Genomic DNA, 13,250 nt, shown 5'->3' on the forward strand with positions numbered 1-13,250 from the left:
GAGCCTGTCACCTTACGACGTATAGGCGTTAAGCGTCTGCCAGACATCATAGGCCGAGATCACCGTCTCCATCTGCGCCGTATGGCCCGTGACGAAATCGTCGCCGTAGATAGTCTCGTCAGGATATTCGGTGATCAGCGTCAGCGGTACGGTATGGCGATCGTCAATCGACGACAGGCACGGGAAGCCGTTGATGATGCGGAAGCCCGTCTCGCCGGCATGGGTTTCGTAGAGTGCGATCTGGCGATTGTTGTAGTCGAGAATGCCTGGAATTGCGCCGAGATGCCGGGTGACGTGGTCGAGGATGGCTTCCGCCTGCTGCGTCCAGCCGGCGTGGTGGCGCATGATCAGGAAGAAACCCTTCGGCAGCGTCCACATGCCAAAACCGCGCGGCACGTAGCCGGATAGCGGCCGCGTCCATTCGTGCGATGGATAGCCGTGCAGGTTGATATGCAGCTGTGCGCCGCTCAATTCCTGCGCTGTGAAACGGATGGCTTTTTCGTTGAGATGCTGGCCGGAATTTTCCGCCGTCCGGTATTCAAGATCGTCGCCGAGCGCGGTGTAGCGGGCGGCGTGGTGCATGTGGCGCGGGTTATCGACCCGCAGGCGCTGGTGCAGCGCGTAGCCGTCCGGGTTCTCGATCGGCGAGATGGTGAAATGAGCACCGGCACGCTGCTTCAGCGCACGGGCAGCGCGGATGGCACCGACAATGCCGGTCGTCTCGTTCGGATGCTGGCCGCCGCTGATCATGACCGCCGTGTCGCTGCCTCTGACGTATCGCGCCGAGAGAACGCGGCCGGAGCGCGACCGGGCATCGAATTCCTCTCCACCGATGTCCGACAGCAGTCTCGACATCTGCGCAACGGCCGGTGGTTCGCTGGCCGTATCGATTTCCTGTTCGGGGCCATCCCGAAAACCTGTGCTCAACGGCCGGGTCTCCACCCGAACACTGATCTCACCGTTGCTGCGCACGATTTCCGGCACGATCTGGCCGGGCTTCAGGCCACGGTCGCCAAGCGGGCGTCCGGACTTCTTCTGGAAGAATTCAAGCAGCGAGAAATAGAAGTCCTCGTGCAGGGCCTCGCGAAGGCTGACGACCTCGTCGCCAACCGCCAGCGGCATGTCTTCCGCCGGATGGGAAACGGCGATGTTGAGTTCTTCGAAATAGGGTTCTTCGTTGCCCCAGTCGTGGTTTGCGATCGCCTCGATTGCAAGGCTGAACAGGCGCTCGTAATCCGTCTCCAAGCGCTCGCCGGTCGCGCCATCGCGGCTGATCCAGCCGGTCGGGGAGAGATTGGTTTCCCCGACCGCATCGGTATGCACGCGGTTCGGCGCCTGAACCTTCAGCATTTCCGTCTCGCCGTTGCGGGTGAGCGTGACGTCGTAGACCAGTTCGTCATCTTCCCGCGCGATGAACGCGATATCAGCGTCTCCGACAAGTGCCGCAAGCGGATAGGCCTCGAGCCGGAAACGGTTGGCCGGGGCGTCCGCATGTACGGGATAACGCACCTCGATCGCTGTGACGCCTTCAAGGTCGATCTCTTCCAGAAACGCAAACAGAAGCGGCTTGTAGGCGCTGCGGATCCGCGCCGTGACGCCCTTGTCCTTCAACGCCTGTTCGGCGGCACGGCGGCTCTTGATGTCGTCGAATGTCCAGGCTTCGATCGACTGGCCGGGCGCAGCGCTCGCAACCAGCGTGTCGAGCGTACGCTCCAGTGTGGTTTCAAAGATCGAAGTCATGACGCTTAACCCTCGTTGAATGCCGTGCTGGTTATCGGGATGTGCGGCCGGTCGGATCGAGGCTGTCGCGCAGCCAGTCGCCGAGGAGGTTGAGACCGAGCACGGTCAGCAGGATCGCAAGACCCGGGAAGACGCTGACCCACCATGCGGTCTGCAGATAGGTGCGGCCGTCGGCCAGCATGCCGCCCCAGCTTGGAATGGTCGGATCAACGCCGAGGCCAAGGAATGTCAGGCTGCTTTCGAGCAGGATGTTGTTGGCAACGTTGAGCGTCATCAGAACGATCACCGGTCCGATCAGGTTCGGCAGAAGGTGCTGGATGATAATGCGCCAGTCCTTCACCCCGATCGCGCGGGCCGAGAGGACGAACTCGCGCTCCCTCAGCGTCAGCACCGAGCCCCGTACCAGACGGGCATACTGCACCCATTGCGACACAATCAGAAGGATGATCGTGTTGGTCAGGCTTCCGCCGACGATGGCGATGAATGTGATAGCGAGCAGAATGAACGGCATCGCGAGCTGCAGGTCGGCAAAACGCATCACCAGCATGTCCCAGAAACCGCGGTAATAGCCGGCGATCAGGCCTACCAGCACGCCGAAGACGACGGCGCCGATGACGGAGGTGAAGCCGACCAGGAGCGAGATCTTTCCGCCGGCAACGACACGCGCCAGCACGTCGCGGCCCAGCGGATCGGTTCCGAACGGGTGAGCGGCGGTCGCAAAGGGTTTGGCGAGCCGCGCCATCAGGTCGATCTTGTCGGCGCCGCCCGGAAACAGCAGGTCGGAAAACAGCACTGCGAGGCAGATGACGACGGTGAGGGACATGCCGAGAACGAATTCGAGGCTTGCGAAGCGCCACCGGCTAGAGGTTTTTGTTGCCATTGCCGGTTACTCCGTGCGGATGCGGGGATCGACGAGGCCATAGGCGATGTCGACCAGAAGGTTGATGCCGACGATCATCAGCGACAGAACGGTGATGACGGCCTGAAGCACGGGAAAGTCGCGGGCGCCGACGGCGTCGAAGGCAAGCGTGCCCAGTCCCGGCCAGTTGAAGACACGCTCGATGACGACGATGCCGCCGAGCAGGCCACCGAACTGCAGGCCGAAATAGGTGATCAGCGGAATGGCGCAGTTGCGCAGCGCGTGCTTGTAGAGAACCTTGCTCTCGCTCAAGCCTTTGGCGCGCGCGACCATGATGTATTGCGACTGCAGCGTTTCCAGCATCGAGGTGCGGACAAGACGCACATTCGTCGCGGTCAGGATCACGCCCATGGTGACGGCGGGCATGACATAGCTCGAAAAGCCCGACATGCCGCTTGGCGGCAGCCAGCCGAGCGTGATGGAGAACAAGAGGACCAGCATGGTGGCGAGCCAGAAATTCGGAAACGACAGGCCGATCAGCGAGAAGATGCGGATGGCCTGGTCGGCAGCCTTGCCGCGCGAGGTGGCAGCCTTGATGCCGAGCGGGATTGAAAGCGCGATCGACACGAACATCGAGATAAAGGCGAGCAGCAGGGTCGCCGGCAGGGCATTGCCGATCAGCATCGAGACCGACGTGCCGCCGGAAAAGCTGCGGCCGAAATCGAGCGTGACCAGCCCCTTCATGAACGTCCAGTACTGGACGAGGAACGGCTGGTCGGTTCCGAGCGCTGCGCGAATGCGCGCCAGATCGTCTTCCGTCATGCTGCCGCCGCCCTGGAACATCGTGACGGCCGGATCACCGGTCAGGCGAATGGCGAACGAGACGATGAGCGTGATGGCGATGACGACGAAAATTGCCTGTAGCATTCGCTTGATGAGGAAACCGGCCACTGTGTTGTCCTTAAGGAGAAGTTCGGCCCCGCCCGGGTTGGCCCGGGCGGGGTGGCTTTTCAGATGACTACTCGACGGTGACGTCGGTCAGCTTCAGGCGGTTGTCCGGGGGCGCGATGAAGCCCTTGACCCGCTTGTTGATGCCGAAGATGGCGTTGCTGTTGTAGAGCGGCAGTTCGAGCGCGCGTTCCGACGCATAGGCGCCGACTTCCCGCAGGATCTTTTCGCGGGCCGCACGGTCGGTCAGCGGACGCTGCGATTCCAGCAGCTTGTCCAGCTTTTCGTCCTTATCGTACGGGTTCCACTTTTCGCCCGAGTGGTACATCGAATAGGCGGTGTTGTCGTAGTCGAACGTCCAGCCGCCCCACTTCTGCTGGAACATCGCGCCGGTCTTGCCCTGCGGGATGATGTCGTTCAGCAGAACGTTGGTTTCGTAAGGCTTGATGGTGGCGGTGATACCGACCATCGACAGGTAGCTCGAAATGACCTGCGCCACTTCGTTCATCGTCGCATCATTGCCGCGGATATCGATCTGCAGCGTCGCACCCGTCTTCACGCCGGCTTCGGCAAGCAGCTCCTTGGCACCGGCCGGATCGTAAGGGATTGCCTTGAGGTCCGGATCGAAGCCGAAGGAAAGCGCGCTCTGGAAGCTGGTGATCTCGGAGGCCTGGCCGGCGAGGATCGACTTGACGATCGTGGCGCGATCGACAGCCATGATGATCGCCTTGCGCACCTTTGGGTCGGCAGTGATGCCGTCGCGGGTGTTGAAGCGCAGCGCGTCGACAGTCGGGCCGGGAACGGAAACGATTTCCAGCTTGTTGTCGCCTTCGATGACCGGCAGCATGCCGATCGGAATGGTCGGCGGGATCACCAGATCGACGCGGCCAGCCTGCAGTTCGGCAACAGCGGTTGCTGGCTCAGCGATAAATCGGAACTGGAGTTCCGACAGTTTCGGCGCGCCGCCCCAATAGTCGGCATTGGCTTCGAGCTTGATGTCGACCTTGGGCTGGTAGGACACGAACTTGAACGCGCCCGTGCCGATCGGGTTGAGGTTGAAATTGTCCTCACCCTTTTCCTGGATGTATTTCGGCGGAACGATCATCGCGCCGTAACCGGCAAGCTTGGTCAGAAGAACCGGATCGGCAGCCTTGAGCTTCAGATCGACTGTGTAATCGTCGATGACCTCGACGCTCTCGATCGAGACGTAGTTCGAACGCTGCGGACCCTTGGCACCCTGTTCGCCGAGAAGGCGCTCGAAGGTAAACTTGACGGCGGCCGCGTTGAAGGGCTCGCCGTTGTGGAACTTCACATTCTGGCGCAGCTTGAAGCGGATCCGCTTTCCTTCGTCGAGTTCTTCCCAGGATTCAGCGAGACCCGGAACCAGCTTCAGGTCCGGACCACGATAGGTCAGTCCGTCGAAGATGTTGGTGGCAACGGCCGCCCACTGCACGAGAAACGTATCGATCGGATCCCAGCTGCCCGGATCCTGCGGGCTCGAAATGGTCAGCTTTCCGGCAGCGAACGCAGGCGCCGACGCAAAGGCAGTCGAGAGCGCAAGCGCCACTGCGGTCGCCTTCAGTCCCCGTTTGATTGTTGTCATTGATCTGTTCCTCTTCAGATGGTTGCGATTGTGTCGCTGGTTTCAGGCGCTCTTCGCGACGAAGTGGCCTGGATTAATTTCCTCGTGCACGAGGATGGCGGGCTCGTCACCGACGCGCCTCACCGGATTGGGAATTTCGCCCTCGATCATCGCCGACTGGCGGGCAACGGTCGGATCGGCGACCGGTACCGCGGACAGAAGGCGACGGGTGTAATCGTGGGCAGGCGTCTCGAAAACCTGGCGCCGTGAGCCAAGTTCCATGATCTGGCCGAGAAACAGAACCGCGACGCGGTGGCTCATCTTCTCGACGACGGCCATGTCATGGCTGATGAACAGGTAGGCGAGACCGCGTTCGGCCTGCAGGTCCATGAACAGGTTGATGATCTGTGCCTGGATCGACACGTCGAGCGCCGACAGCGCCTCGTCGGCAATGATCAGCTTCGGATCGGAGGCAAGCGCGCGGGCAATGCAGACGCGCTGCCGCTGGCCGCCGGAAAACTCGTGCGGATAGCGGGTCGCGACATCGGAAGTTAGGCCGACACGCTCCAGCAGTTCGTCGACGCGGCGGCGGACGGCCTTGGCATCGGAGATCAGGCTGTGGGTGTTGATCGGCTCTGCAATTGAGAAGCCGACGGTCTTGCGCGGATCGAGCGAGGCGAACGGGTCCTGGAAGATGTACTGGACATCCTGGCGCAGGCGGAAGCGTTCGGCAGCCGACATGGACGAGAAGGTTCGGCCGTTGAAGGCGATGTCGCCGGACATGGCAGACTGAAGCTGCTGGATCGTCCGGCCGATCGTCGACTTGCCCGATCCGCTTTCGCCAACCAGTGCCAGCGTCTCACCGGGGTTGATGTCGAAACTCACTTTCTGCACGGCGCTCAAGCGATGGGTGGCCTTGCCGAACAGGTTTTTCTTGATGTCGAAGCGGACGTAGAGATCCTTGACCGACAGGAGCGGCGTTGCGCCATTCTTGACCGTGTCCTGGATCCGCTCCTCGCCGACGACGGTCGGCTTGCCATCCTGCAAAATGGTCAGCGGCAGACGCTTGGGGAAAGCCTCTCCCGTCATGCTGCCGAGCTTCGGCACGGCGGAAAGCAGGGCCTGGGTATAGGGGTGCTGCGGGTTGGCGAAGATCTCGCAAACCGGGCCTTCCTCGACTTTCTTACCCTTCCACATGACGACGACATGGTCTGCCATTTCGGCAACGACGCCCATGTCATGGGTGATGAACACCATGCCCATGCCGAGGGTCTTCTGCAGATCGCGCATGATGTTGAGGATCTGCGCCTGGATGGTGACATCAAGCGCAGTCGTCGGCTCGTCGGCAATCAGCAGCTTCGGGCGGCAGGCAAGCGCCATCGCGATCATCACACGCTGCCGCATGCCACCGGAAAGCTGGTGCGGATAGCGGGTCAGAAGTTCTTCAGAGTCGGGCAGTCGCACCATGTCGAGCAGCCGGCCGGCCTCAGTCAGGGCCGCGCTCTTGCTCATCTTCTCGTGCAGGACAAGCACTTCGCAGATCTGGTCGCCAATGGTGAAGACCGGGTTGAGCGAGGTCATCGGCTCCTGGAAGATCATGGCGATCTCCTTGCCGCGGACCGACCGCATCTCTTTCTGACTAGCTTGCAACAGGTCGCGGCCGTTGAACATGATACGACCGGACGCATAATTCGCACCCATCATGTCGGCGAGACGCATGGTCGACAGCGAGGTCACCGACTTGCCCGAACCGGACTCGCCGACGACCGCGACCGTCTGGCCGGCCTCGACGGTAAAGGATAGGTCGTCGACGACGCGGCTCGCGCCGAATTCGACGCTCAGGCGTTCGACCGACAGGAGCGGCTTGCTGTTTTCGGTCATGCTCATGTCCGCGTCTCCGTCTTGCTAGTGGTTCCGGGGTCGTCCGGGGCGATACGGGCAATGACTGCGCCAGCAGTCTGGGAGGATCCGGCCTTTGCCAGTAGGCTGATGATACCGTTAACGGGTGCGGTGACGGCGGTTTCCATCTTCATCACGTCCATCATGGCAACAACCTCGCCTTCACGGACGGCTGCGCCATCCTCGACATTCCATTGCACGAGCAGGCCTGGAACCGAGGCGCGAACAGCGCCGGCATCATTCTCGGCAGCGTCCGGTCCGGCGCTCGATGCCGTCGCAGGCATCTGGCCTAGCAGGCGAAGGAAATTATCGGGAATGCCGATCTCGACACGTTTGCCGTCGATCTCGACATGGCCGCGAAGAAGCCCGCTGGCGGATGCCGGGGCAGGGCGGGCAGCGTCTTCGAGCGTCTCGGCGAAATCCGTTTCGATCCAGCGCGTGTGAACGCGGAATTCCGTGCTCGAGAAATCCGCATGATCGAGCACCGCACGGTGGAACGGCAGGACGGACGGCACGCCTTCGATCGTGAATTCGTTGAGCGCGCGGCGGGCACGGGCAATGGCCTGATCGCGCGTCGCACCCCAGACGACGAGCTTTGCAGCCAGCGAGTCGAACATCGGCGGAATGACCGAACCTGTCGTGACGCCGCTATCGAGACGTACGCCCGGCCCCGATGGCGCCGTGAAATTCGAGATCTCGCCGGCGGACGGCAGGAAGCCGCGACCGGGATCTTCCATATTGATGCGGAATTCGATCGCGTGGCCACGCGGCTCCGGCATCGTGGTCACGCTGATCGGCAGGCCTTCGGCAATGCGGAACTGTTCGATGACGAGGTCGAGACCGGTAGTCTCTTCGGTGACCGGATGTTCCACCTGCAAGCGGGTATTCACCTCGAGGAAGGAGATGACGCCATCGGCGCTGAGCAGGAATTCGACTGTGCCGGCACCGGTATAGCCGGCCTCCGCGCAGATATCGCGCGAGGCCGCGTGGATCGTTTCGCGCTGCTCGTCCGAGAGGAAGGGGGCTGGCGCTTCCTCGACGAGCTTCTGGTTACGACGCTGCAGCGAGCAATCGCGGGTACCGACGACAACCACATTGCCGTGGCTGTCGGCCAGAACCTGAGCTTCGATATGTCTTGGGCGGTCCAGGAACTGCTCGACGTAGCACTCACCACGACCGAAGGCCGCGACCGCTTCGCGCGTAGCCGATGAGAACAGTTCTTCGACCTCATCGAGATCGCGCGCGATCTTCATTCCGCGTCCGCCACCGCCATGCGCCGCCTTGATGGCGATCGGCATGCCGAATTGCCGTGCGAAAGCCAGGGCCTCGGCAGGCGAGGTGATTGCGCCGTCGCTACCGGCAACCAGCGGTGCGCCGACCTTTTGGGCGATCGCGCGGGCCTGGAGCTTGTCGCCGAGCGCCTCGATCACGTGAGGGGCAGGGCCGATCCAGATCAGCCCGGCATCGATGACAGCCTTTGCGAATTCCGCGCGCTCGGAGAGAAAGCCATATCCCGGATGCACGGCGTCGGCGCCGGAGCGCTTTGCGACGGCGATCAGCTTCTCGATGTCGAGGTAGGTTTCCCGGGCCGTGGCACCGTTCAGGGAATAGGCCTCATCGGCCTGCGCCGCGAACATCGCATCGGCATCGGCGTCCGCGTAGACGGCAACCGAGGTCAGGCCGTAATCCTTGCAGGCCCGAATGATCCGCACCGCGATCTCGCCGCGGTTAGCTATCAGAACCTTCTTCATGGGTATTTTCCTAAGATGGACCGGGGAGCGAAGGCGCTGATCGCGTTGAAACGGATCTTCGCTCCGACAGGGATCTGGCCTGCGAGATCGAGATGATGGCGGGCGACATTGGCAATGACCGGATAACCGCCGGTCAGCGGATGATCGGCAAGGAACAGGACCGGCTGACCGCTCGCCGGCACCTGAAGCGCCCCGCGCACGGTTGCCTCGCTCGGCAACTCGCTATGGTTCTGGCGCTCCAGCGCTTCACCGGAAAGACGGATGCCGACCCGGCTCGATTGCGGCGTTACCGACCATTCCTGGGACAGGAATGTCTCGACGGCGCTTTGTGTGAACCAGTCTGTGCGCGGGCCCATGACCACGTCGAGCACGACGGTCTCCACAGTGTCCGGCATGTCGAACGCCGGTCGTTCTGGCGCAGCAACGGTCGATCCCAGCACCGGCGGGCGAATTCCGATAACGGCGCCCGCGCCAAGTGCTGCAGGCCCGATCTGCGCCAGGGTATCCGTCGCCGCGCTGCCGAGAACCGGCGTCACGTCAAAGCCGCCGCGCAGTGCCAGATAGGAGCGCATGCCGGCTGGCGGTTGCCCGAGCGAAACGATGTCGCCGTCATCGAGCGCGATTGCTTCGCCATGGGCTACCGACAGCTTTCGGCCAAAGGTGGTGACAATCGTGATCGGCGTGAATGCACCCGTCACCGCAATCACGCCGCGGCCGCGCATGCGAAAACGGAAGCCGCCAAGCGAGATCTCCAGCGCCGGCGTGCCGACCGGATTACCGACGAGGCGGTTGGCGGCCTTGAAACTGCTGCGATCGACTGCGCCAGATACGCTGATGCCCTGGTTTGCTTGACCAGCGCGGCCGAGATCCTGAAACAGGACCGGCAGGCCGACGGCCAGAACCTCGATTGCGCAGTTTGAATAGCTTGCCGCAACAGGAGCAGTCGCAGTTTTCGCAGGGGCCGAAACTTCGTAGGCTTTGTCGGCCGCCATATCGCGAAAGCGCACGCGACTTCCCGGCTGGAGAAGCGCGGCCGGTGTGCGATCGATATCGAACATGGCAAGCGGCGTCGTGCCAATCAGCTGCCAGCCGCCCGGGCTGGTCTTGGGATAGACGCCACTGAATTCTCCGGCAAGGCCGACAGCTCCGGCCGGAACCCGGGTCCGGGGCGATTTGCGCCTGGGTACGTTGAGCCGCGGATCGCCGCCCGAGAGATAGGCGAAACCGGGCGCAAAGCCGGTAAAGGCTGCGACATACTCGCTTTCGCCATGCAGGCGAATGACGTCCGCGACGCTCAGGCCGAGGACGCCGGCAACTTCGCCAAGATCCTCGCCATCGTAGCGAACCGGGATCTCGACGAGCGGGCCGGAAGCCGCCTTGCGCTGGCCGCCGGCGAGTGCAGCAACCGCATCCGTCAGGGCTTCGTTGGAGATCACGCCCGGATCGAAGGCAATCAGCAGCGTGCGGGCTGCCGGAATGATCTCGCGGATACCGTCGACTGGGTTGGTATCGAGCGCATCGAACAGCGCCAGCGCCTCACCGAGATCGGCGAGTTCGACCAGAATGCTGTCGTCACGCACGGGCAGAAAGCGCATGGATGTATCACGAGGCATGGACGGGGGAGCGATATGCATGTCGGGTTATACGGCCGGCGCGAAGGGCTGGACGGCATGGCCGGATTCTTCCAGAAGCGCGCGCAGCCGCTGCGCGATCGCGACTGCGCCTGGGCTGTCGCCATGCACGCAGATGGACTGCGCATCGATCTGCGTCATCGTTCCGTCGATGGCCTCGATCACACCGTCGCGGACCATGCGCAGCATCCGCTGGGCCACGAGTTCGGGATCATGCAGGACCGAGCCTTTTTCGCGGCGGGAGACAAGGTTGCCTTCCGGCGTATAGGCGCGATCGGCAAAGGCCTCGGCAACAACCGTCAGGCCGGCCGTGCGAGCCTGCTCGACCAGCTGCGAACCGGCCAGAGCCATCAACACCAGCGAGGGATCGATGGCCCGGATTGCCGCGATGACGTCGGCTGCCTGCCGCGCGTCGATGGCAATCGTATTGTAGAGCGCGCCATGCGGCTTCACATAGGTAACGCGGGTGCCGGCAGCCTTGGCCAAGCCCTGCAAGGCGCCGATCTGATAGATCACGTCGCCAATCAGTTCTTCGCTCGAAGGATCCATGTTGCGACGGCCAAAGCCTGCCAGATCGCGATAGCCGACATGCGCACCAATCGCCACGCCACGTTCTGCGGCGGCCTTCACTGTCTTGAGGATCCCTGCCGGATCGCCGGCGTGGAAACCACAGGCGACGTTGGCGCTGCTCACCACGTCGAGCATGGCAGAATCGTCACCCATCTTCCAGGCGCCGAAGCTCTCGCCCAAGTCACTGTTGATGTCGATGGTCAGCATACTGTCAGCGCACCCTCATCCTCGTTGACTAGACGCTAACAAAGGCGAACAATGCTGTCCAGAGTGTTGAACAATTTTTATATGTTGCTCTACAGTTAGGCAAATGCGCAATAATGATGCGTCACCCGCGTTTTGCACGGTTTAGTGGACCATGCGGGTTCGGGTTCGGCTCATTTCGCTTGTGACGGGGTTCGAAGCGCTTTACCGAAAATTGAGACGAGATCCGGAGCGAGGGGCAAAGGCTTGGCTGAACGCAAACTGCAAGGCGCTGATAGAGGCGTGCTTTCTGTTCCAGACGGCAACGGTCCAGTGATTGCGCGTCCGGGCGAGCCGGTGCAGACGCTTGCCGAAAGCGTTGCCAGTCGTATCCGCGAACAGGTTATCTCCGGCAGGCTTACTCCCGGCAGTCACCTTTCAGAGTTGACGCTTAGCGACGAGATGCAGGTATCACGCAACACGTTGCGCGAAGTATTCCGCATTCTGACCAAGGAAGGGCTGCTGCGATACGAAGCCAATCGGGGCGTTTTCGTTTCGACGCCCAGCATGGCAACAATCATCGATATCTACCGCGTCCGGCGGGTCATCGAATGCTCGGCAATTGCCAATGCCCATCCGCGCCATCCGGGCGTGGCCAAGATGCGGGCGGCCGTCGAGGCGGCGGCACTTTCGCGGGAAACGAAGGACTGGTTGAGCGTCGGTACTGCCGATATCGCATTCCATTCCGCCGTCGTCGAACTCGCCGACAGTTCACGCCTTTCGGCCTTCTACGCACAGATATCGCTGGAACTGCGGCTCGTCTTCGGCCTACTGCGCGATCCGGAGCTGCTGCATGGTCCGTTCATCGACCAGAACCTCGAGATCCTCACCGAACTGGAAGCGGGTCGCGCGCAGGAAGCATCCATCATGCTCGAGGCCTACCTTCTGCGCGCCGAACGGCTCATTCTGGGCGCCTATGCGCGCGTGACGAAGTAACGCTTTAGTCTTCGAATTCGACCATCACGCCGGGCTTCACCATGCTGGCCAGTTCCTCGGCGTCCCAGTTCGTGAGACGCACACAACCGTGCGAGCCCGCCTTATCGATCAGCGACGGCTCCGGCGTTCCGTGGATGCCGTAGGTCGGCTCCGACAGATCGATCCAGACCGTTCCGACAGGATTGTTGGCACCGCTCGGGAGTGTGAGCTTGGACTTGTTCTGTCCCTGCTGGAAGTTGATTTTCGGATTGTATTCATAGGTCGGGTTACGGGCGACGCCGTTGACCTTATGCTTGCCGGAGGGCGACGGATTATCCTCGCTCCCGATCGTGGCCGGATAAACCGCGATGATAGCATCCTGATCGTCGTAAGCGACCAGTTGTCCTTCCTTGCGACGAGCTTCTATCCGTTTGACGACGCCGGCGCGGGGCGCACCGATGTTGGCGACCAAGATGGTTTCGCCTGCCTCGAATTTCGCCGATGGGTTCAGTGCATGCACGAGGTCCACGTCCATATGGAACCGCTCGGCGAGCTTTTCAGCGACGCTGGTAAAGCCAAGATGCTCCATCTTGGCCTGTTCGGCATAGTCCTTCGGAATCTCGGCGACGATGTCTGCAGCATCATCGGGATCGATCTGGTATGGACCGACGACATGCTGATCGTCTGCCAGACGCGTAACCACGTCGGGGTCGACTTTCCCGTCGACGGGAAGTCTCTGGAGAGCTTCGAAACCCGCGACAGCCTTGCGAACATTGTTTCCGTCCAGGCCGTCGATCACGCCCGGGGAAGCGCCGGCGCGATCGAGGAGAACCTGAAGGTGAATGATCGCGGGATCCGGGGCAGGCTTCTCCTGCTGCTCGACTGGCTCTGGCGGAACAGCCGCAATATTCGCGTTATTGACCACCTCAGCGGTCAATTCCTGCGCTTGCGCGGCTCCGAATGTGATTGAGGATAGAAGCGAGACGAGCAGGATTTTGTTTTTCATGGCGTTAGAAGGCGTGAGTCCGACCGAAGTTCCGTCCATTTAGAAATTCTGGTCGGGCAAGCGGCTTAGACAGCCACAGAACGCGCCAGCCGTTATCCTGACGACG

10 protein-coding genes are annotated in these 13,250 nt (G+C 61.9%); 1 reads left to right on the plus strand and 9 read right to left on the minus strand.

All coding sequences use genetic code 11. The features are described 5' to 3' along the window. Positions 1-12: 12 nt before the first annotated feature. The 8 genes from J3A65_RS02555 to J3A65_RS02590 form a co-directional block, all read right to left on the minus strand. Positions 13-1,740 (minus strand): M14 family metallopeptidase, encoded by a 1,728-nt coding sequence (locus J3A65_RS02555; protein WP_209899134.1) that lies wholly within the window; start codon positions 1,738-1,740, stop codon positions 13-15. 31 nt (positions 1,741-1,771) lie between these two features. Further along, on the minus strand, positions 1,772-2,620 hold the full coding sequence (locus tag J3A65_RS02560; protein WP_062459423.1) for an ABC transporter permease: 849 nt from the start codon (positions 2,618-2,620) through the stop codon (positions 1,772-1,774). 6 nt (positions 2,621-2,626) lie between these two features. Next, on the minus strand, positions 2,627-3,550 hold the full coding sequence (locus J3A65_RS02565) for an ABC transporter permease (protein WP_209899138.1): 924 nt from the start codon (positions 3,548-3,550) through the stop codon (positions 2,627-2,629). 67 nt (positions 3,551-3,617) lie between these two features. Further along, positions 3,618-5,150: an ABC transporter substrate-binding protein gene (locus J3A65_RS02570; protein WP_209899142.1), complete on the minus strand. Its 1,533-nt coding sequence runs from the start codon at positions 5,148-5,150 to the stop codon at positions 3,618-3,620. A gap of 42 nt (positions 5,151-5,192) precedes the next feature. Then, positions 5,193-7,016 (minus strand): ABC transporter ATP-binding protein, encoded by a 1,824-nt coding sequence (locus J3A65_RS02575; protein WP_209899146.1) that lies wholly within the window; start codon positions 7,014-7,016, stop codon positions 5,193-5,195. Beyond that, entirely contained in the window at positions 7,013-8,779 is a 1,767-nt protein-coding gene (locus J3A65_RS02580) for a biotin carboxylase N-terminal domain-containing protein (protein WP_209899149.1), read from the minus strand. Before J3A65_RS02580 ends, J3A65_RS02575 begins: the two co-directional genes overlap by 4 nt. Further along, complete coding sequence (locus J3A65_RS02585; RefSeq protein ID WP_209899153.1) at positions 8,776-10,374, minus strand: urea amidolyase family protein; 1,599 nt, start codon at positions 10,372-10,374, stop codon at positions 8,776-8,778. The genes J3A65_RS02580 and J3A65_RS02585 overlap by 4 nt, the downstream gene beginning before the upstream one ends. Before the next feature lie 45 nt (positions 10,375-10,419). Then, the gene (locus J3A65_RS02590; RefSeq protein ID WP_209899157.1) at positions 10,420-11,187 is read right to left on the minus strand and encodes a 5-oxoprolinase subunit PxpA; all 768 of its coding nucleotides are present in this window, start codon (positions 11,185-11,187) and stop codon (positions 10,420-10,422) included. Positions 11,188-11,499: 312 nt separating this feature from the next. Between J3A65_RS02590 and J3A65_RS02595 the strand changes: the two genes are divergently transcribed. After that, entirely contained in the window at positions 11,500-12,159 is a 660-nt protein-coding gene (locus J3A65_RS02595; protein ID WP_200943527.1) for a GntR family transcriptional regulator, read from the plus strand. A 4-nt stretch (positions 12,160-12,163) separates the two neighbouring features. Here the strand turns inward: J3A65_RS02595 and J3A65_RS02600 are convergent, their stop codons facing one another. Further along, positions 12,164-13,144 carry a L,D-transpeptidase gene (locus J3A65_RS02600; RefSeq protein WP_209899162.1) on the minus strand — a complete coding sequence of 327 codons (981 nt, stop codon included), beginning with the start codon at positions 13,142-13,144 and terminating at the stop codon, positions 12,164-12,166. Positions 13,145-13,250 lie beyond the last annotated feature (106 nt).

Origin of the sequence: Rhizobium sp. PvP014, from assembly GCF_017876855.1 — a bacterium.
Taxonomy (GTDB): domain Bacteria; phylum Pseudomonadota; class Alphaproteobacteria; order Rhizobiales; family Rhizobiaceae; genus Neorhizobium; species Neorhizobium soli.

Coding starts and splice junctions, on each gene's coding strand:
- J3A65_RS02555 (WP_209899134.1), bottom strand. CDS start 1,740: ATGACTTCGATCTTTGAAACCACACTGGAGCGTACGCTCGACACGCTG.
- J3A65_RS02560 (WP_062459423.1), bottom strand. CDS start 2,620: ATGGCAACAAAAACCTCTAGCCGGTGGCGCTTCGCAAGCCTCGAATTC.
- J3A65_RS02570 (WP_209899142.1), bottom strand. CDS start 5,150: ATGACAACAATCAAACGGGGACTGAAGGCGACCGCAGTGGCGCTTGCG.
- J3A65_RS02575 (WP_209899146.1), bottom strand. CDS start 7,016: ATGAGCATGACCGAAAACAGCAAGCCGCTCCTGTCGGTCGAACGCCTG.
- J3A65_RS02580 (WP_209899149.1), bottom strand. CDS start 8,779: ATGAAGAAGGTTCTGATAGCTAACCGCGGCGAGATCGCGGTGCGGATC.
- J3A65_RS02585 (WP_209899153.1), bottom strand. CDS start 10,374: ATGCGCTTTCTGCCCGTGCGTGACGACAGCATTCTGGTCGAACTCGCC.
- J3A65_RS02590 (WP_209899157.1), bottom strand. CDS start 11,187: ATGCTGACCATCGACATCAACAGTGACTTGGGCGAGAGCTTCGGCGCC.
- J3A65_RS02600 (WP_209899162.1), bottom strand. CDS start 13,144: ATGAAAAACAAAATCCTGCTCGTCTCGCTTCTATCCTCAATCACATTC.